At 46.7% G+C, this 20,607-nt stretch carries 14 protein-coding genes; 11 read left to right on the forward strand and 3 right to left on the reverse strand.

The window, feature by feature from the left end; genetic code table 11:
- Window positions 1–49 precede the first annotated feature (49 nt).
- The 3 genes from HF638_RS22800 to HF638_RS22810 all read left to right on the forward strand — a co-directional run bounded on the left by HF638_RS22800 (window position 50) and on the right by HF638_RS22810 (window position 2,180).
- Window positions 50–976, forward strand: coding sequence for an oxidoreductase (locus tag HF638_RS22800; protein WP_169482203.1), 927 nt, complete (start codon window positions 50–52; stop codon window positions 974–976).
- Between the two features lie 194 nt (window positions 977–1,170).
- On the forward strand, window positions 1,171–1,440 hold the full coding sequence (locus tag HF638_RS22805; RefSeq protein WP_169482204.1) for a CD3324 family protein: 270 nt from the start codon (window positions 1,171–1,173) through the stop codon (window positions 1,438–1,440).
- A 185-nt stretch (window positions 1,441–1,625) separates the two neighbouring features.
- Window positions 1,626–2,180 carry a hypothetical protein gene (locus HF638_RS22810; protein ID WP_248278235.1) on the forward strand — a complete coding sequence of 185 codons (555 nt, stop codon included), beginning with the start codon at window positions 1,626–1,628 and terminating at the stop codon, window positions 2,178–2,180.
- 49 nt (window positions 2,181–2,229) lie between these two features.
- Here HF638_RS22810 and HF638_RS22815 read toward each other — a convergent pair whose 3' ends face one another.
- Window positions 2,230–3,090, reverse strand: coding sequence for a GNAT family N-acetyltransferase (locus tag HF638_RS22815; protein WP_169482205.1), 861 nt, complete (start codon window positions 3,088–3,090; stop codon window positions 2,230–2,232).
- 120 nt (window positions 3,091–3,210) lie between these two features.
- Here HF638_RS22815 and HF638_RS22820 point away from each other — a divergent pair, with 120 nt between their 5' ends.
- The 5 genes from HF638_RS22820 (at window position 3,211) to HF638_RS22840 (ending at window position 15,304) form a co-directional block, all read left to right on the forward strand.
- A complete protein-coding gene (locus HF638_RS22820; protein ID WP_169482206.1) occupies window positions 3,211–3,348 on the forward strand; it encodes a hypothetical protein in 138 nt (45 codons plus the stop codon).
- A 218-nt stretch (window positions 3,349–3,566) separates the two neighbouring features.
- On the forward strand, window positions 3,567–5,708 hold the full coding sequence (locus HF638_RS22825; RefSeq protein WP_169482207.1) for a sensor histidine kinase: 2,142 nt from the start codon (window positions 3,567–3,569) through the stop codon (window positions 5,706–5,708).
- Window positions 5,709–5,712: 4 nt separating this feature from the next.
- Window positions 5,713–6,411 (forward strand): response regulator transcription factor, encoded by a 699-nt coding sequence (locus tag HF638_RS22830; RefSeq protein WP_169482208.1) that lies wholly within the window; start codon window positions 5,713–5,715, stop codon window positions 6,409–6,411.
- A gap of 407 nt (window positions 6,412–6,818) precedes the next feature.
- Window positions 6,819–7,628: a septum site-determining protein MinD gene (gene minD / locus HF638_RS22835; RefSeq protein WP_169482209.1), complete on the forward strand. Its 810-nt coding sequence runs from the start codon at window positions 6,819–6,821 to the stop codon at window positions 7,626–7,628.
- A 578-nt stretch (window positions 7,629–8,206) separates the two neighbouring features.
- Window positions 8,207–15,304, forward strand: a complete 7,098-nt coding sequence (locus HF638_RS22840) for an InlB B-repeat-containing protein (RefSeq protein ID WP_169482210.1) — start codon at window positions 8,207–8,209, stop codon at window positions 15,302–15,304.
- A gap of 79 nt (window positions 15,305–15,383) precedes the next feature.
- Here HF638_RS22840 and HF638_RS22845 read toward each other — a convergent pair whose 3' ends face one another.
- On the reverse strand, window positions 15,384–15,710 hold the full coding sequence (locus HF638_RS22845; RefSeq protein WP_248278236.1) for a winged helix-turn-helix transcriptional regulator: 327 nt from the start codon (window positions 15,708–15,710) through the stop codon (window positions 15,384–15,386).
- 153 nt (window positions 15,711–15,863) lie between these two features.
- On the opposite strand from HF638_RS22845, the gene HF638_RS22850 reads away from it, so the two are divergent.
- Complete coding sequence (locus HF638_RS22850; RefSeq protein WP_248278237.1) at window positions 15,864–16,472, forward strand: flavin reductase family protein; 609 nt, start codon at window positions 15,864–15,866, stop codon at window positions 16,470–16,472.
- A gap of 138 nt (window positions 16,473–16,610) precedes the next feature.
- On the opposite strand, the gene HF638_RS22855 is transcribed toward HF638_RS22850, so the two are convergent.
- Window positions 16,611–18,479 (reverse strand): AbfB domain-containing protein, encoded by a 1,869-nt coding sequence (locus tag HF638_RS22855; protein ID WP_169482211.1) that lies wholly within the window; start codon window positions 18,477–18,479, stop codon window positions 16,611–16,613.
- Between the two features lie 342 nt (window positions 18,480–18,821).
- On the opposite strand from HF638_RS22855, the gene HF638_RS22860 reads away from it, so the two are divergent.
- Together HF638_RS22860 and HF638_RS22865 are read left to right on the forward strand one after the other, a co-directional pair.
- Window positions 18,822–19,118 carry a hypothetical protein gene (locus tag HF638_RS22860; protein WP_169482212.1) on the forward strand — a complete coding sequence of 99 codons (297 nt, stop codon included), beginning with the start codon at window positions 18,822–18,824 and terminating at the stop codon, window positions 19,116–19,118.
- A gap of 107 nt (window positions 19,119–19,225) precedes the next feature.
- The gene (locus HF638_RS22865) at window positions 19,226–20,590 is read left to right on the forward strand and encodes an S-layer homology domain-containing protein (RefSeq protein ID WP_169482213.1); all 1,365 of its coding nucleotides are present in this window, start codon (window positions 19,226–19,228) and stop codon (window positions 20,588–20,590) included.
- Window positions 20,591–20,607 lie beyond the last annotated feature (17 nt).

The raw sequence follows: 20,607 nt of genomic DNA on the forward strand, positions 1-20,607 counted from the left end.
CGCTGGATATTAGGGTATCAAGGAAGAGATAAGAAAGGTGTGTAGACAAATGAGCGAAGTTTGGACTAAAGACATCATCCCGACTGTATCCGATAAAGTAGTCATTGTGACAGGTTCGAACGGCGGGTTAGGGTATGAAACGGCATTAGCGTTAGCTGAAAAAGGCGCGAAAGTTATCCTTGCAGTTCGTAATCTGGAAAAAGGTGAAAAGGCAGCTAATAAAATAAAGTCGTCTGTGCATTTAGCTGGAGAGGTAATCGTTATGCAGCTCGACCTTAGCGATTTAGCTAGTATCCGTAAGTTCGCAGCCGCTTTTCTTGAGCAATACGATTCTTTGTCCATTCTCGTTAATAATGCAGGAATTATGAACCCTCCATTCCAGTTGACGAAAGATGGCTTTGAATTACAGTTTGGTAGTAATCATCTAGGCCATTTTGCGCTTACGGGTCTACTATTGCCTCAATTGATCTCTACTCCGAAATCGAGAGTAGTCACTGTAAGTAGTATGGCAGCTCATAATGGTGCGATTGATTTTAATAATTTAGATGGCTCCAAAGGATATAATCCCATGAAGTTCTACAGTCAAAGCAAGCTAGCCAATCTGATGTTTGCGAAAGAGCTGCAGAATAAATTTAATTCCGCCCATATTGATTCTATGAGTATCGCCGCTCATCCAGGGATTTCGCATACCAATCTATTTTCCTTCGGTTCGGGGAAACAGACCAATATATTCATGCGCAGTCTTTTGAAAATCATTAGTCAACCGGCACATATGGGGGCATTACCTATCTTATATGCTGCAGCAGATCCGACGATCACGGGAGGGGAGTATATTGCTCCCAGTGGTATGGGCGGCACTAAGGGCTATCCCAAGAGCGCTAAGATCATCGAAAAATTATATGACGCTAACATTTCAAACAAGCTATGGAGCATTTCAGAAGAATTAACAGGGGTATATTACAGATTCGACGATTGAATGGGGGGCTACCATGATTCGATTCATAATAAATTTAACGACCCGCTCTATGCAGAGTCCATGTGATGAACAACGGCGGTTGTTTGCATAGAGTTTGAAATTCTTTTCCGCCATATCATTGTAGTGCATATCCAATGTGTTCATTGTACGACTCTGCTGCCTTAAAGATTTTAACTTTTAAGGAGTGGAGCAACGTGAAATATATTAATGCGGATACAATCTTCCCGGAAGAATTACTCAAAGAAATACAGCGTCATATCTCTGGTGGCTTGATCTATATTCCGAGGCCCAAGGATGCCCACAAGAAGTGGGGCGAGAATTCGGGTGGCAGAAGGATTGTCCGGGAGCGGAACGACGAGATCCGCCAGCTTTTTGCTGTGGGAACAACCATCGATCAGCTTGCGGATCAATACTGTTTATCCATCGATAGCATCAAGAAAATTGTGTATTGCAAAAAGGGATGAAACTATAAAAGCCATGTTCGAGCAATCGAATGTGGCTTTTTCCTGTAAGAATAAAGAATAGTTATTAAAGCTTTTTTACATATTCGAGGTTGTTAATTACGCGTACAATTCATTTGACGATACAAGGATATGCGTTGAGAGTTCTTGAAAATAACTCCTTAAATCATCTGGTAAGGTTGGTGAATATGAATAATATGAATATAGAAGTGAAATTAACGAATAAAGACGAGGCGTATGTGATTAAAAATATGTACCCGCTATACCTTCATGATCTATCCGGACATTATGGTCTGGGTGGAGAGCATACTCCGAACGAACATGGCATTTTTGAGCCAAGTCCTGATTACAAAACTTTGCAGGATCAGTATAACGTCCAGAACATATGGTGGGAAAAACCGGAGTGTCTTTATCCGTTCCTCATGATTGTGGATGGCATACCGGCAGGGTTTGCGTTCATAGCTACTCCGCCATATTGTTCACAAGGCACGGATTTCTTTGTACATGATTTCTTTCTGATGCAGCCGTTTCGAGGTGTAGGCGTTGCTGAACACGTGGCATCGACGATCTTCGGCATGTTTAGAGGAAACTGGGAGTTGTTCACCAATCCATCGGAGAAAAATAAGATTGGCCAATCTTTCTGGCGGAAAACAGTGGATAATTATACTAAAGGTAACTATCGGGAAATGTACGGGCATACATCCGACGGCTATAAATTGATTTTTCAATTCTCCAATATATAAAAAGAGAGACCGTCTCCCTTTGCGGAAAACGATCTCTCTCTACTGCCTTTTATAAACTACCGTTGAAATAGTGATACTCTGAATTCACTTCAAAACCAACACTGCGGTACAGATTCAAAGCACGTTTGTTCTCGGTAACCACAGACAGGCGGATATCTGTGTAACTTTGTTTCCTTAGGAGATCAACCAGGATGCTAAGCGCAGTGCGCCCCAGTTTCTGTCCCTGATAAGCAGGCAAGATACAGAAGTTATGAATAAATGCGGTTGTTGCATTAATGGAGTTGACACGTACCAGCCCAACAGGCAGTTGATTCTGCCATGCAATATAGGTGACTCGGCGGGGTTCATTCGTTTGCATAAAGTACTCGCGTGTCCAGTCCTCCGAATCTCCAAAGGCCTGGGAGGAGCAAGTGACCATAAATTCCATATCCTCGGCTTCTGCCAAGGACAACGTTAGTTCAGTTGGCTCCACAACCGATAGGACCTCATTCACAAGTTGCATCGAGTACTCCGCACGATCATAAATGGCTCCAAGGGATTGGGCTGTAAGAAGGCCCGGAGATAAGCCCTGAGGAACGCGATAACTGAGTTGGTTGATTCCCTGTGGTTTCATATCCAGGATGGCCCTTTTCAGTAGGCTGCTGAACACACCTTTGCGGCGAAATTGCGGGTGTACGATGGCATTAATATTCCCGGTTACGCCGTCGGATGGATACCAACTGAGTAGTCCTACCAAATCACCTTGGCGATAACAGAGGAGTGCATGGTCTCCGTCTTTTTTGCTGATATGGTCAAGGTCTGCTTTCAGATGAATGGAATCAAGCTGTTTACATTGTTGTTCGAGTAAAATAATAGCTTCAATCTGTTCCTTGGAATCATAGATCATAGGAACGACTTGATAAGTTGACATAGCTTTCACACCTTCATTGTTGAAGGAAACACGCAGTTATTGGACCCGCAGGCGCTATCCTTCGAGATTCGGTCCACTTCCCGATGACTATAACACAATCTATGATGATGATGACACCCAATGGATGTAATTCAAGAGTTCAAGTCTATTCCGCTATCAGGCGATATCACCTTTTTGCAAGATCAGGGAGAATGGCGCATTCAGGATGATACCTACAATAGGGATGCATTCGCGGACATCATCAATAATTCACTGTAGTCATGATTAAGCTCCTTCATATCAGTACGCACTCCAAAGTGCGTACTTTTTTTGTAGTGGCGTATCCAGCTAAGTGCGCGTCGTCAAAAGGGTCTCATCGCGATGTTAGCTATCGACACCTGCTAGAAATTTGCAGGGTACATTCTCCTATAATGATGATATCATTTGGATAAATAAACTTACTTATTGCGCTTTTAGAGATTGGGGTTTAATTCATCATGAGGGAGATTCTCCGAGTCGGTTCTCGTAAGGTTTGGTTGTATATCATTGCTGCTGTTATTGGTTTGGTTGCAGGCTATGTCGTCCTCTCTGAGCAGGACTCTCCTAAGTTCCAAAGTGAAGAAGGTATTCTGGATTTAACGCAGGCTCAACTTAGTACGAATTCGCAAAAATTAACAGGGAAGTGGGCGTTCTATTGGCAAGAACTGCTGTCGCCTGAGGATATGCGGGTTCGTTCGGCAAGGGAAGGAAATCAGGACCACTGGATTAGCATCCCAAGCTCCTGGCGGGGCTACCCGTTAGAAGGTCAGCGGCTGAGTGGTACAGGCTATGCAACCTTTGGACTGGTCATTCATCTAAGCGAGCAGGATCGAGATGAGATGCTTGCTCTGCGGCTGTCTAGCATTTTTAATGCGTACAAATTATGGGTCAATGGCGAGCTGCTGGAAGAAGTTGGTGAGGTTGGTCAGGACAAGCACAGCATGACCCCGCAATTGGAAACAAAGCTGGTGTATTTTCAGCCTGAAAGCGACACGTTAGAGCTGGTCATGCAAGTATCCAACTTCCAACACCATCGGGGCGGCATTACCAGGGATATCGAGCTGGGTGGCAGTGACGTACTAACTACCAAGACCAATCTGAATCTTGCCAAGGATATGTTCATCACGGCAAGTTTGCTAGTGATCGGTTTGTATAATCTGCTGTTGTTCATACTGCGACGTAAGGATAGAGCTCCGTTATATTATGGCCTGTTTACTGTACTGCTTGGTATTCGATCCTTGTTTAACGGCGAGCTTATCTTTACACAATGGTTGCCTCATTTTCCTTGGGAATTGCAGTTCAAGATCGAATATCTGATTCTTTGTGTCAGTGGTTATATCATCACCATGTATTTTGATTGTATTTTTCCGAATTATGTGTCGCGATGGTTTCGTCTTGGCACCCGGATCGTAACTGGTGCATTCTGTATCCTTGTAGTGCTAACCCCTGCAATTATATATACAAAATTACTGCTGGTAATCGGTGTGATGGTAGTTCTACATATGATCTATCTGATGATCGGACTGGTTCAGGCGGCTGTGCGACGTATGGAGGGAGCGTTGATCTTCCTGCTGGTGTCGGTGGTTACTTTGGTCACGGTTGTCAACGATTTTTTATATTTTAACGGATGGTCGCTAGTTGGAAATACATCTCCGCTTGGCTTATTGATATTTACGATCGCGCAGCTGATTTTGCTGTCTTCGCGATCTACGAGGACGGCATCGAACGAAGAGAGAATTACACGTGAATTACAGGACGTTAATGACAAGCTGATTGAAATGAATATGAATCTGGAACAGACCGTTCAGGAGCGAACACAGGCTTTATCTTCAGTGCATGATGATCTCCAAGCCTCGTATGACCGACTGCTTCACTCCGAGCAAGGGAGGAAGAAGCTACTTGCTTATATTACGCATGATCTGCGTATGCCGTTGTCCAGCATGCTTGGATATGTAGAAGCTATACAGGACAGGGTTAAGCCGGAACGCAATGAACAATATCTGAAGTACATCCGGGAGAACACGATAAGGATTAACCGTATGATCGAGGAGTTGTCCTTCTTGTCGCATTTGGAGACCGGACAGGTCTCGTACCGAATGGAGCCAGTTCAGATGATTCCTTTCTTGCATGGTTTTTTTGAACAATATGAGTTGGTAGTGCGCGACGCAGGATTAGATTTCATACTGGATATCGGAGATGCCGAGGATAGACGATCTATTTTGCCAGTTGTCGAGATGGATGCGAAAAGAATAGAGCAGGCTTTATTTAATCTAGTGTCAAATGCCATGAAGTTCACCTCCAGCGGGGGGCTGGTGCGTATTGCACTAGTTGTGGAAGTGGTGAATCATGCTCTCCATGCAGTCATTAGCATACAGGATTCTGGCATGGGGATTCCTCCAGATCAGCTTGAGCAAATCTTCGAACGTAATTACAGATATGATCGGCCGGGAATGGGCATAGAGGGCAGTGGACTGGGGCTGGCAATTTGCAGGGAAATCGTACAAGCGCACGGAGGCGTAGTTCGAGCGGAGAGCGACGGTAAGATGGGGGCGACTTTCTATGTAACGTTTCCTTGTACGGTGATTGAAGGAAAGGGGTGATGAGATGGACACGCACAAAATCATGATCGTTGATGATGATCCTCATATATGCGAGATTGTGCAGGTGTATTGCGAACGGGAGGGGTTTATTTCCACCTATAGTCATAGCGGGACAGAAGCGATGGAGCTGCTTACATCGTTTGAGCCCGATTTGATTGTATTGGATGTATTGCTGGCTAATGAAAATGGCATTGATTGGTGCAGAAATGCGCGTAACTTGACCAGTGCGCCGATCATGTTTCTGAGTAGCCAGGAGGAAGACGAAGTGAAAATTAGCGCATTATCCTATGGTGGTGACGATTATGTGACCAAGCCGTTCAGTCCGGGAGTGCTCATGGCCAAGATCAAGGCTCACCTTCGCAGAGTGTCGACAGGCAGGAGGGAACAACTGCTAGAGTTACCGGGTTTGACACTGGATTTCTATACGCAGTCCGTCAACATGGGGAGTAAACCTATCTTTTTATCGAAAAAAGAGTTCAGTCTGCTGTCCTATATGGCACAAAACGTGAATTGTGTCATCAGTGTCGATACGTTGTTCCAAATCATTTGGGGAATGGAAAGTCTGGAGGATACGAGAACGGTCGCTGTACACATCAGTAATTTACGCAAAAAAATCGAGTCCAACCCTGCCGATCCTGAGCGAATCATTACGGTTCGGGGGAGCGGGTATATGCTGGTTGCTACCAGTGCATCACGAGCATGAACACAGCAGTAAGGTGGGTAATCTATTATAAATGGGAGAATGGCGTTAGGGTAGTACTTGACGCTATTGGCCCATTTTTTGTTTTTTTTCACTAGCTTCGTAATCGACTTAAGATATTGAATTCCTCAACACAAGTCTGCGATCTTCCATCCTCGTCAAAATGATGTGCCATCTCTCCGAAGAATTAAACGATCCAATACACACGGATTTAAAGTTTTCTTTAGGTTTCTCAAGTAGGATAATCCATCATGATAAAATCACATTGGTCGATATAACGACATATTTCATCAAATTGTAACTGATTATTAGCTAAGAGGACGTTCATTCGAGCCGGATCAAACGATAATACGTGAAGAAATGGTTGTCTTGCTGTCCCGCATTAGTACTTGAAGAAGGAAGTGGCTCCGATGGCACGAGTTATATGTATTACATCAGGGAAAGGTGGAGTTGGCAAGACAACGGTCACAGCTAATCTCGGGGCTGCCCTTGCCTTATCGGGGAGCAGCGTTTGCCTGATTGACGCTGATTTTGGATTGAGAAATCTGGATATTCCGCTTGGTTTGAGCAATAGGGTAAACTATCATATTTCCGATTTTCTGACGGGTCGATGTGCTTTACATCAAGTGATCGTCAAAGATAAGCGAATCAGTACCGTGTCCTTTATCTCCTGTAGTAACGACGCGGTGCATCACGATGATCCACAAGTTTTTCGCAAGGTTGTGCAGCGAATAGCCCAGGGTTATGATTATGTGCTGATCGATTCGCCGGCAGGCATTGAAAATGGATTTTGGAATACATCTTTAGCGGCAGATGAGGCTATTGTCGTCACTACGCCTCATCGTACATCGCTTCAGGACGCGGATCGCGTAATCGGATTATTAGAAGATAGGATTCCGGCTCCCCCACAGCTCATCATTAATATGGCCGACGGACAGGAAGCCCGTTCGGCAACGGTAAAGATGCAGGATATTATCGATATTCTCAATATTGGTGTGATTGGCGTGATCTATAGCGATGTAGAAGTTATACGTTCCATACATAAAGGAATCCCGATTGCGCTTGATCCCGAGTTTGAAAATGGGCAGCGCTTTCGGCACATCGCCCACAATGTGGCGAAGAATCAGCAGGAGCCTTTTATCTCATTAAAATCCAAGAAGCATAGAAGTATTTTTTCACTTTCTCAAAGACTACGCTGTGGGGAGAGTAGTTCGATATAGTCGATTTTGGTATATGAATCGTTGAGACGAGAATCATCTGGAATGGATTGCAGACTAACTTAAGAATTCATGAAAAATAGTGGTGTGGGAGTTACCTTCCCTACGCCGCTATTTATTGATGTCATTGATGTTCTCACTTGCGAGTGGTTGCTTACTTAAAGTTTTCTTTATAATTCACAAGCGCCCCTATCTCGCATGATAAAATACGGAAGAAAAAACGACATAATTTGCTGTGTCGGTGTCACAATTCGACTGCGACTGATCAGAAAGGTCGGTGAACGAATTCAATCTGTAAAGTTGGCATTATCGTACCTTAAAGCAGTCGGATCTCTTCAGACGGATGTTTGAGCTGACGTTGATGTTCTGAACGCCGCAGCAAGAACAATGCCATTTCTGTATGTGAAGTTTTTCCTCGCTTGATCTCCACGTGCCGAGCGAACTGACTCGCAGGAAACCAATGATCCCGATCTGGGTCAGTGGTATCCGCTATTAGTATGGCTTTGTTGATTAGCTTGATTAGAAACCAATTTTGGACGGTCTTTTTTAGTTTGATCTATACATAGAAGGGATGAATGAAAGTGAAGAAAGTAAGACAGGGATGGAAGGTGAGCCGGCAGATCCTGATGTGGATGCTGGTGATCAGCTTAGTAGTTTCTGCCGTGCCCCTATTACCAGCGCAATCGGCAGTAGCGGCTGAACTGCCGATGCAGATGACAAAAGTAACCACATCCAGTGGATTCCAGGATGTGAATCCCACCGACTGGTTCTATGATGCAGTCGTCCATGTGCAGGAGAAGGGCATATTCAGCGGAACGAACGCGAGTAGCTTCTCTCCTAAGGGGACAATGACACGTGCCATGTATGTAACGGCACTTGGACGGATGGCCGGAGTCGATGCCGGGGCGTACTCCACTTCGAGCTTTGCCGATGTACAGGCGGGCAGCTGGTATGCGCCATATGTCGAATGGGCGGTTAAGAAGGGAATTACCGATGGCACGGGGGATCGGAAATATTCGCCGGATGCTACCGTATCTCGGGAGCAAATGGCGACGATGACGTTGCGGTATTTCGAAAGCGAACAGATCCCTTATCAGACCGAGAATCCGGTCACGACAGAGCCGGGCGATCTCGGGGATGTATCGTCTTGGGCGGCTGACGCGGTCATCAAGCTGTGGCAAGCCGGTGTGTTCACCGGGGACGAAAAGGGGAACTTCAATCCGCGTGCACAAGCGACTCGCGCGGAAGCAGCGGTTCTCTTCATGCGCAACAACGCGGTTGTAGAGGCGTGGAAAAATCAGAATCAAACGCCGGTGACGCCTACTCCAACACCAACGGTGACACCGACGCCAACGCCATCAGCAGGTGGTAATAGTGGTGGCGGAACGCCTGGAGATAATGGAGGTAACCCAGGCACGGGTTCCGTTGCGTATACGCTCACGTTTGAGAGCAACGGAGGCACGGCGATTTCTGCGCAGACGGTACGAAAAGGCCAGGTGCTAAATAATCTACCTGCTCCAACAAAAGAAGGATATATATTCCAAGGGTGGTTTGCGGATAGTGATCTTTCACTCATCTTCGCAAGCGGCAGCACCCTGAACGCGGATACAAAGTTGTATGCAAAGTATACGGATAGCTTGGATAGTGCGGTACAGAGCGTACCAAGCTATTCGGTACTGGATGTCGCACCGAACTTCACCATTAAGGTGCAGGATTCATCGGGCAGTCTGACGGAATCCCAGGTCAAAGAGGGGATGACCTTCGTGGATACGGCGAATCCCGAATTCGAAGGTGTTACCGTCTCTGGCGGGAACGGAGTTTTCACGGTATCGTCAGCAGCCGAAAACGGCAAGTTCGTTGAAGGTAACACATATCAACTTACGTTGACGGATGACAGTTTGTCCTTCCAAGGCCAAGACGCGACGACAAGTATTTATGTATTTAGCGTTGCTAAAAAAGAAGTCATGAATGTTCCACTCAATCCGAACATGATCTACATTCCGTTCACGGATGTCACGGAAATGGTGATCAATGGAGCAGATGTCGATTCGCCCGCGATTTCAGTCGTTACTACGACGGTAGGCGGCGAAAATGCACTCGCCGAAGTGAATGCGAGTAGTGGAACGTTCAAGTACACCGGAAGCACCGGCACGATGATTCAAGTCGGTGATACCGTAGCCATCTATGAGGGAGTTAGTCCCGAACTGCGCACAGTCGAAACGAAGGGTACCGACGACGGCGATGTGGCCTATGTACAGATCACGGCGGTAGATGATAGCATCTATACCTATGATCACGCAGATGCCAAACAAGTGTTGCTCAAGCCAGATGTGCTACCGGTGAGCGTAGAGGCAGATACGGATGGAGATACCAGTAACCACTCCATCACGGTCGAGCACACGGTGATGAACTACAGCGACGACCTGTACGAGCCCTTTGGTTTGGATGAATTGACCACGGTCGATGTGGGAGACTTTATCGGGTTCTATGAAGGCGAATTCGCCGAAGAAGGTTCTAAGGTAACCGGTTATGGACGCATTACGTCGATTACGCCTGAGGCGGAGATGGACGTCATTACGTATGAAGATGCCACCATTGAAGATATTGAAAATGCCTTCAACATCTATCAGAAGCAAGCAATTGACGGCGATGATCTGTTTTCGGAAGAACAGATTGCACAGCTCGAAGAGCAAATTGAGCAGCAAGCGAGAGACAGCGGATTCGTCAATGAAGCCGCGGATTATCTGTCTGACATCGCCATGGAGACAAAGGAAATTCAGCAGATCAAGGCTCAGTCCTCCCTAGCGTCCGGTAAAGGGAGCCGGGTAAGTGTGGAGAAGCTGACCGTTGTTGCTTCACTCGGCACGAGGCTGAAGAATATTGACGGCCGAACCTCAGGCGTAAGCGTTACGTTACAAGTGGGTGCCGATATTGTTGTCAATATCAATGAAGACAGCGATCTTGTCATCCATATGACGGGTACATTCGTGCAGGAGATGAGCCTGGACCTCGGTATCAATGGGGATATGAAAGGGCACTGGCTGAAAAAGTGGGGGATTCCTTACTGGTACAGCATTGATGATTATGTAATTACGGCGAATCTGGATGCTTATAGCTATACCGGGATGAACATCACGGCAGAGATAGCTCTCGTTGAACACGATAAGTTAAATGATGCAGTGAATGACTGGGTGGGCGAGAAGAACGCTGGCAGGTTGGGAAAGGTTCAGGACATTGCGACACAGATTAAAGCGGTAATGGCGGGTGTGCAGGATACTGCCGTAGATGCGGAATCGTTGAAGGAAAAGTATCAAGAGATGTTGGAGCAAGACACGGAGTGGGTTCCGTTAATCAAGAAGGAACTCTTTGAAAAGAGCGTACGTGTGGCTTTAGGTATTGTGGAAGTCAAATTTGAAGCGGAGTTTGTGGTCAGCGCCCAGGTGAACCTGACGGTGGGGGCAGATTTCTACTATAAGATGGCCAAGCGCTACTCGGTTAGCTTGCGCGTATTGAGTTTCAGTGGTTCGAGCAATACGGTCAGCTTGCCGGGAGACGGAGATTACCAATTTACCTTCTATGTGATGGGGACGATCGGTTTACGAGCTGGTATTCATATGGAGGTCAAAGCGGGGATTGGAAGCGTCAAGTTGAATAGTATCGGGCTTGCTGTAGAACCCGGTGTGTATGTGAATCTGTGGGGCTACTTCTATTATCAATTGAAAAATATTAGCGGGGTGAAGACCACGAAGTCTTTAGGTGCCCTGTTCGTCGAGATGGGCATCTATTTGGAGGTCGAACTCGGCGCTCAATTAGGTGATGGCGGGCTTTCCGGCGGCGTAGAGCTGGTAGATGAAGAGTGGCCACTGTATACGATTGGAGAAGAACAGAACGTCTACGACTTCGCCTATCCACAGGATAAGTCGCTCAAAGTGAACATGGCGGGTTCTGCGTCATCCATCGCTGTACCGGAGTTGTGGGTCACGATGAATACCTTTGATTTGAAGACAGGCGATACGGATGAACAGGCGTATGATCGCTCGAATTTCGATATTCAGGTGGACAATCCAAACTTCAAGTATGACGCAGCAAACGGGATGATTGAAGTGGTGGACAAGAACATTCAGGTGAGTGATGGCAATCTGGTTATCACCTGGAAGGGGGCACCGGCGTCGTTCATGTCCGAGCCACTCAAGCGTACGATTCAGTTAAGCTGGCTTGCCAGAGTGGGTGACTACATCCTTCAGCTGGATCCACAGAACAGCGGGGTGACCCAGGTTGTGGCGGCTCCTTATAACGCGCCAATCAGCGTGGTCACCCCGGTATATCCAGGATACACCTTTGACGGCTGGTATACGGCCGCTTCCGGCGGCACGAAGATTACGATTCCGAACCGAATGGCTGCGGAGGACCGGAAACTGTACGCACACTGGATTGCGAACAAGGACACGCCATATACTGTTGAACATTATATGTTAGACCCGAACAGCAGGACATCGGCTCCGCCTGTAGATACGGAGAATCTCACCGGAACAACGGACACGGAGATTCGAATCAACTCTGACAGATTCAAGGAACAAGGCTATGAGAACGGAATAGTAAACGGCGTATTAATTAAGGGAGACGGCTCGACGGTCGTTAGAGTTAATTACTCTCCGGGGAATAGAACGATGACGTTGGCTGGGGGTTATGCGGGTGCACCAAGAGTCTCGCTAACGGGAGCAGGCGGCAAGAACATCGCTGCTCGTGTACCGGTGCCGACAAGACCAGGATATACGTTTGCTGGTTGGTCGCCAGATATTCCAAGTACAATGCCGATTGTGGATACCACGTATACAGCGCAATGGAAGGGGAATGAGGGTACACCTTATCAGGTTGTACACTTACTGCAAAATATCGGAAGTGACACTTATACGGTTGTGGATACGGAATCGTATCGTGGAGCTACCAATACAGAAGCGAATGTGGCAGATGCCAAGCCTAAATCCTATGCGGGCTTTGTACGAGATGACAGTGTTCCGGGAGCGGTACTGACAGCTCTGATTGAAGGTAACGGTACAACGGTGCTGAAGGTGTACTATAAGCGCGAGGCGTACCAAATGACTGTTGATTACAATGGTTCTGGACAAACAAGTACAACGGATATCGTTCCATTCGGAGCGACAATGTTGCTCCGTCTAGGCACGCCAACATGGCAGGGATATAGCTTTACGGGTTGGTCGCCAACGCTTCCGACTACCATGCCTGCGGAAGATGTTCAATTTACCGCGCAGTGGGCAATTAACAACTATACCGTAACCTTTGACACTTACGGCGGGTCCGAAGCGACGGCTCAGACTGTGGGATATGGTGCTACGATTAGTACACCGATTGAACCGATGAGAGATGGTTATGTATTTGGCGGCTGGTATAGTGATAACACGTTGACGAATGCTTACGACTTCTCTGCGGCGATAACGGGGGATCTCACACTACATGCGAAGTGGCTGATCCCTTACACAATAAGCTTCGAGAGTAATGAAGGGTCGGTAGTAGATGCCCAAACAGTGAATGAAGGGACCAAGGCTATGGCACCTGTCGCCCCAGAGCGGGAAGGCTATGTGTTTAGCGGCTGGTACAGCGATATCGAATTAATGAACGCCTACAATTTCACTACTATGGTGGTAACGGGAGACCTGACATTGTACGCGAAGTGGACGGTTTATGTACCGAATACGTATACTGTAACTTTTGAGAGTAACGGCGGATCAGTGGTCACAGAACAGACGGTGAATGAAGGTGCCGTGGCTGCTGCTCCTGGTGCACCGATGCTGGAAGGATACACGTTCGATGGCTGGTATAGTGATAGCGAATTGACGACACCTTATGGTTTCACGGAAGGTGTAATGGCGAATGTGATGCTGTACGCGAAGTGGACAAAGAACAGCTACACAGTGAGCTTTAACAGTAACAATGGATCGTCGGTGAGTAGTCAGTCCGTGAGTGAAGGTGACACGGCAACAATTCCTGACGCACCGACGCGCGCAGGACATGTATTTAATGGTTGGTATAGTCAAGCTGGTCTGAATGAAGCCTACAGCTTCATGACACCAGTGATGACTAACCTCACGTTGTACGCGAAATGGACGGCAATCTACACAGTGAGTTTCAACAGTAACGGCGGATCATCGGTGGCTGACCAGACGATGGAAAGTGGCAGCACTGCCATTGAGCCTACTGTACCGACGAGGGATGGGTACACATTCAACGGTTGGTATAGCGATATTGGACTGAATGAAGCGTATAGCTTCACGACATCGGTGACGGGTAACCGCACACTTTACGCGAAGTGGACATTTGACAGCCACATGGTCAGCTTCGAGAGTAACGGTGGGACAGCCGTAGCGAGTCAGGTGGTGGCTCCTAACGGCAATGCTGTGGAACCTGCTCCACTGAAATGGGCGGGCTATCGATTCGATGGTTGGTACAGCGATCGTGATCTGGAGATCGTCTACGACTTCGGGACGCCAGTGACGGCAGACATAAGGCTTTACGCGAAGTGGACCATGACATCGTGGCTGCAGGTGGGTGGCGAGCTGGAATTGAATAGCAAGTCCAATATCGTCTTCGACAGTCAAGGGACGCCTTACATGGCTTATATAAAGGACAATAACGAAGTATCTGTGGTGCAATATAAGGGAGGCACGTGGCAGCCCGTTGGCAATCAAAGCGATCTTGAAAAAGCGGGAGGATTGGGGAGCTCAGCTATATCGCTTGGAATAGACAGTAAGGATAAGATTTATGTTGGTTATAAGAACAGTTCAGGTCAAGTAAGCTTTAAGAATTACAATGATGAACATAAGTGGTGGAGACCAGTAACTATTTATGATTTCGATTGGAAAGACGGAACGAGTGTCAGACCGAATGTAAGAAAAGTGGATAGAGTTTACGATAGCTTCGTCATTACCTTTGATAAGGATGATAATCCTTTTCTGATGTTTAGAGGTGTTTTGGTCGGTAATGCTGCAGAACCATCAATGCTCATGTCATGGAGGTTTTATAAAGATAGGGGACGGGTACAAGAAGCGAGGGTACAGGCATACGCAGGTCTAAGAGCATTCCTCGCACCGTTACCAAACAACGGCATGTATTTGTTTGCTCCATCTTACGCATCTGTTTCATCCAGTAGTTATGCGGCATTAGGATATAGCTTACCAGCTAGCTCATCTGGACAGGATAAATTTTGGGAATTATTAGATCCGAAACAATATTCATATCCAGCATCTGCAAATATGGTTGCTGCATCCGCGCTTGATCCGTCTGGCGTACCTTATATGATCTATCTTAGCAGCTCCAACGTTGTTGAAATGTGGAAATATCCGCACTCCATTCCGTCAGAAGATACAGCATGGGAGAAGGTGAGCACTCCCGGATTCTCGGTTGGTTCGTCTAAAGGAGGAAGCATGGATATGGCCTTTGACAGCCAAGGCACGCCTTACGTTGCTTATCGAGATGCTGCATATGGCAACAAGGTGACTGTGATGAAATATGAGAATATGGGTTGGAGACCGGTAGGGTCTGCCGGATTCTCCAATGATGACGCTCTGGAGCTAGATATTTTCATAGACAGCACGGACCACGTTTATGTAAGTTATAAGAAACAAGGTAAAATGAATATGATGAAGTATGATCCGAACTTGTAATATCCTTAATAGATTAGATTGGCAGAACAGTCTGCTCCCATGGGAGTAGGCTGTTCTTTTTGCATATCATCCATATTCACTATAATTCATGCAGCGATTGTATCTCCGGTACATGATGCACACCCCACTTGCAGATTTCTTCCAGAATGGGTATAAGACTTCTCCCTCGTGGGGTTAACGAATACTCCACTCGTTTTATCACACCTTCACGTTCCAAATCGTTCAGTTGAGAGGTTAATACCTTGTACGTGATCCCGGATACACGTCTTTTGAGTTCGCCGTAACGTGTGACTCCATGAAAGGCAAGTTGATACATGATCTTCATCTTCCACTTTCCGCCGATAATGGACAGGGTGTAGTCGAAGGGAGTTAGTGTTTCCATTGGGACTGTGCTCGGATTACCCATCACGAATAAGCTCCTTTATGCAGGTACGCACTTCAAAGTGCGTACTTTTTTTGTGGTGAACAAGTGTATATTCTTATACCAACTATATGTTTCCCATGGGGCTTTGTAAACCGAAGGAGCTTCTGTTGGAATGGGGAAAAGGAGCGAGTGTCATTGGAAAAAAACAATGTATTTGAGTTTGCGACAGGTGATATCACCATCGATGAAATGTATAAATTGATGATTGGTTCCGTGGTACCACGGCCTATTGCCTGGGTTTCTACGCGAAGTATGGAGGGGGTGCGTAACCTCGCTCCATTTAGTTTTTTTACCGTTGCTTCACGCAATCCGGCGACGCTGCTCCTATCCATTGGGCCTGGTGTAGGTGAGAGAGAAGGAACAGTGAAGGATACACTCGTCAATATACGAGAGACGGGAGAGTTTGTGATCAATGTAGTTCCCGCTGTACTTGCAGCGTCCATGCAGCGTTCGTCAGCAGATGTAGCATCGGACGAAGATGAATTTCAACTGGCGGGGGTTACACCCAAGGCAGGCATACGTGTAGATGTACCTTCCGTGCTGGAATCTCCGATTGCTTTTGAACTTACACTGGATCGTATCATTGAAGTGGGTACAGATCATGTGGTTCTTGGAAAAGTAGAGCATGTACGGGTGGATGCAAAGGCATATGCCAGTCATTATAAAATAGCGATAGAGAGCTGGCAGCCACTAGCCAGTCTGGCTGGCGATTTCGCTCTAATGAAACCTGCATTTTCAGTCTGAGATGGGGTTACGTCATCTATATCTGAAATGGTGCAGCAGAAAGAACCGCTTCTTCAGTTGTGAACCCTGAAAAAACGGCCTTTCCCGAGATTTAAATTGTAGATGTAGGTGGCTAATCCTCATCTCCAATTATTTTGCTTAGAAATTGGTTCGCCCAAACGTGGCATCACTCTTCACCGTCGAGCTGCTGGATGCGTTGATGGCATCGAGCTGTAACACGTAGTCATAGTGCCGGATGTAATATCCGGGCTGACTGTACGATTGAAGGGATACTTTGGTGCTGTCAGCCCAACCAGGACTGCTTAGGAACGTAGCATCTCCCTTATAGGCGGAGGTGTCGGCATAAGCTTCAAGTACAATTTTATTGCTGGTGTTGCGCTTCAGGAAGTAGCCTGGGAAGTTAATGGACTCCAGTGAAATTCCTGTGGAGCTGGCAAGACCCGGTACGACGCGGAACTGTGAATCCAGAACAGGGGAGACGTTGGCATCCACGCGAGCCGTGTAATTGGCATGACGGATGTATCGATCCGGATAGTTGTGCGAACTGAACCGGCTGTAACCTGTGGCTTCCGGTGTTGCAGGACCCAACATTTTGACCTCGTGCAGAGTTGGGGTGTACCAGTTCCCCGGATTATTCCACAAGACCGCGTTTACCATATTAATCCGCACATAACGGGCTGTGAAATACACAGCATCCGTGGTAAAACCGTAGGTCAGATTGTTGGTGCGATCCAAAGTGGAGTAATTGACTCCATCGTTGCTAATTTCAATTTTGTATTTGTAGTATCCTTCGGAACCTTTATACATAAACCAGGACGTGTTGATCTCGGTGATCGTCTTCGGTGAACCGAAGTCTACTTGCCACCAGGCAGGCCAGCTATTGGAGGAAGCCACCCATGAAGTCTGGTAGTTGAAATCATTGACGTTGGATGCAGACGAACCGGAGGCTGTGGAGCTGGCGGTAGCTGTTTTGCCTTGGGCATGATTGACGAGAGCAGGTGGTGTTACCGCACCCGTTACTGCGTCGATATTCCATGTGGTATACCACTCCAGTGATGCAGTTCCGTTCGAATCATTTAAGGTTAGCGGCAGCCAGATATGTTTGTGCTCTCCGATACTCATGGGATTCCAGCGATCCCCCATGTAGATGTAGGAGGTGGTGTTGCTGCCTGTAATCGTGGCAATATCATGAATCTGCGAACCAAAGGCAGATGGATTGCCATATGGCGTAAGCGCAGTCCATGGACCCGTCATGGAAGTTGCTGTAGCATAAGCACCCTGATTCGGATACCAGCCAGCGGCTTGGGAGGTGAAGAGGTAGTAACGGTTGCCTTTTTTCACAACAGCAGGTGCTTCACGGTAGGCGTTCTCGAACAACCAGCCCTCGAAGGACTGTATTCCGGTGTAACTTGCATTCATTTTAAAAATAGCCATTGTATCATTGGCACCGCCATTTTTGCGTGAAGCAGTAACGAGATAACCTGTGCCATCTGTATCGACAAAGACGGTCATGTCACGGGATTCATAATTCAGTGGGCGGAAGCTGCCCTCATAGGTGAATTTGCCATTCGGGGTATTGCTTGTTGCGACCGCTACACGCCCGAGGTTGTAGTCCGTACCGTTCTCATAGTGTGCCCAGAGTACATACTGGTTGGTGGAGGCGTTATAGATGACTTTGGGGCGTTCGATCTTGCTGGATGCCAGCTCGGTTGCGGAATCTTTCGTCAGAATAGCGTTGCTGAAAGTCCAGTTCTTCAGATCAGTGGAAGTGTAGACGTTCACGCTGTCAAACCTGCCGCCCACCGCATGTTCACCGTACAGATAATACGTCGAGCCTACCTGCAGAATGTTGCCGCTGTTCGCATGGATGGGGTTACCTGCGGTATCGAGCCAATCGGTGCCGTTGGTTATTGTGACACTTGCTGCGCTTGTTCGTTCAGGATGAAGTCCAAACAGGGTGAACGTGAGTGCAAAGACCAGAAACCAGACGGCTTTCCTGTTACCCATTACATACACCTCCCGAAAGATATCAGATTAAATGTAGCGTTCTCAAATCAATTTCATAACTCACTAAAATAAAGGTATTATGAAATTGATTCTTTCATTTATATTTTAGTTGTGCCATACACTTTTTCAAGTGAACAATCCATCCATTGCTGAACAAACCGACATTTCATCGAGGTTGAGCGGTGAGAGCGGGGGAATTGCGCTTAAATATCATGTGCGATGATGTAGAGAGAATCAGGTACACGCGTTAAAATGAGGAGAGACTTATTTCACAACAGCGTTGAAGGTGAACTGTCATGGACAAGTTTATTGTAGATGAAGACCTTCAGGTGATCTTGCAAAATGAAGAAGATGGAGCGAGCACTCCCATTAAAGGAGGTATTACCGCCTGACTCAGATCCGAACAGCTTTCGGCTGTTGCCGGATGGGGAAAAGGATGAGGTGAGGGCATGGTTGCGTGAACATCATCCCGACATACTTGGCTGGTGGCATGATCATTATGCCCACAGTGCAGAGGGCGCTACGCAGCTCATAGGCAATTGGTATGAGACTGAGTCGTCTGGCGCAGATCCGGATACGTTCCAACCGACATCGATTATTGACAACTGGAAGCATATTATAAGATATATGGTAGATTAGCCCATTTAAGAAACTTAAAGAAAACTTTAAGTTCGCTCTTGTAATGCACTTGACATGATACTATAGACCTATGTGATCTTGCTCGCAATTTAAGGGGGATAAACGCTATGAAAAAGAAGTTAAGTCGAATTTCACTGGTTTTGTTGATGGGAGCTTTACTCTTTCCAACAGTAGGGAATGCCGCGGACTCTCAAGATCGTACTGCGCAGCAAAAATATGATGAGTTAGTAGCGAAAGGAATTTTCTCCGGAATCAACGGCGAAGCAAAACTTAATGAGAATATGAATCGTGCACAATTTGCTAGAGTCGCTGCGTTAATCCTAAATCTTGGAGCAACGGAAACTACGACTCCAACAACAAAACCTTTCAGTGATGTGGAGCTGACACACTGGGCCGTAGAAGAGATTACAGCTGTAAAAGAGGCTGGCATTATGATAGGTAATGGAAATGAAACCTTTACCCCTAATAAGGCTATGACTGTCCAGGAGACCGCGGTCGCAGTTGGACGCGTACTTGATATTGAACCTGTAGAGGGCGCGAAAGTAGAGGGAGTTTCAGATTGGGCTGCAGGTTATGTTCAAGCTATAATAAACGCAAAAGTTGATTTCCCAACGAATTATACAGAGGCTGCTACACGAGCGGACCTAGTGTCTTTAGCCTATCAGGCAGAGCAAGTGATAATGGAACGGAAAGAAGAAGGGAAAAAAACGGAGGAAAGCACACCGACACCGACACCGACACCGACACCGACACCGACACCGACACCGACACCGACACCGACACCGACACCGACACCAACACCAACACCAACACCAACACCAACACCAACACCAACACCATTAGATTTAATTAACGCTGCATCAGCTTCCGGTTTATGGACCAATATTGATATTGAAATTTTTGTAAATGCAGGTGTTACGGGTGTAACGACAGACAATGTGTCAGCTGTTAAAGTTGCACTCGAATCTGGTGGAAGCTCTCCAAGAACAGTTTTAGGAATTCAAGCTATCGTCAATGCGGAGATTACGAAGCAAGCGGCACTTAATTTGATCAATGCTGCAGCAATTTCGCGTGTATGGACGGAAGTTACTGAGACGACTTTTGCTAATGCGGGAGTTATAGGTGTTACAAATGAGTACCTAGTGGGCATCCAGGGCATATTGCAAGACAATTACGCTATAACACAACTTCCGAAAACATTGACTCAAATTCAAACGATTGTTGACGAGACTATTCATTTTAATGCAATCAATAATTATTTTGGATTTGGTTATGGATCTGAGCCTGACAAGAGAGTATTCGATCTTGCTGGTATAAACGGAGTGACTGATTTGAACATAGTTGATATCATAGCGCACCTTCAAACGGAATATGGGGGCGGTTTAGGAGGAGGTCCAAACGGAGGTCCAGGCGGCTTATTAACTAAACAAAAAATCCAGGAAGTTATTGATAATTACTTAGGCTCACTATAAAAGGATAACAGCGGAGT

This window comes from Paenibacillus sp. SZ31, from assembly GCF_012912005.1.
GTDB lineage: Bacteria > Bacillota > Bacilli > Paenibacillales > Paenibacillaceae > Paenibacillus.

Coding starts and splice junctions, on each gene's coding strand:
- HF638_RS22815 (WP_169482205.1), bottom strand. CDS start 3,090: ATGTCAACTTATCAAGTCGTTCCTATGATCTATGATTCCAAGGAACAG.
- HF638_RS22800 (WP_169482203.1), top strand. CDS start 50: ATGAGCGAAGTTTGGACTAAAGACATCATCCCGACTGTATCCGATAAA.
- HF638_RS22865 (WP_169482213.1), top strand. CDS start 19,226: ATGAAAAAGAAGTTAAGTCGAATTTCACTGGTTTTGTTGATGGGAGCT.
- HF638_RS22830 (WP_169482208.1), top strand. CDS start 5,713: ATGGACACGCACAAAATCATGATCGTTGATGATGATCCTCATATATGC.
- HF638_RS22845 (WP_248278236.1), bottom strand. CDS start 15,710: ATGGGTAATCCGAGCACAGTCCCAATGGAAACACTAACTCCCTTCGAC.
- HF638_RS22860 (WP_169482212.1), top strand. CDS start 18,822: ATGAAGAAGATGGAGCGAGCACTCCCATTAAAGGAGGTATTACCGCCT.
- HF638_RS22825 (WP_169482207.1), top strand. CDS start 3,567: ATGAGGGAGATTCTCCGAGTCGGTTCTCGTAAGGTTTGGTTGTATATC.
- minD (WP_169482209.1), top strand. CDS start 6,819: ATGGCACGAGTTATATGTATTACATCAGGGAAAGGTGGAGTTGGCAAG.
- HF638_RS22810 (WP_248278235.1), top strand. CDS start 1,626: ATGAATAATATGAATATAGAAGTGAAATTAACGAATAAAGACGAGGCG.
- HF638_RS22855 (WP_169482211.1), bottom strand. CDS start 18,479: ATGGGTAACAGGAAAGCCGTCTGGTTTCTGGTCTTTGCACTCACGTTC.
- HF638_RS22820 (WP_169482206.1), top strand. CDS start 3,211: ATGGATGTAATTCAAGAGTTCAAGTCTATTCCGCTATCAGGCGATATC.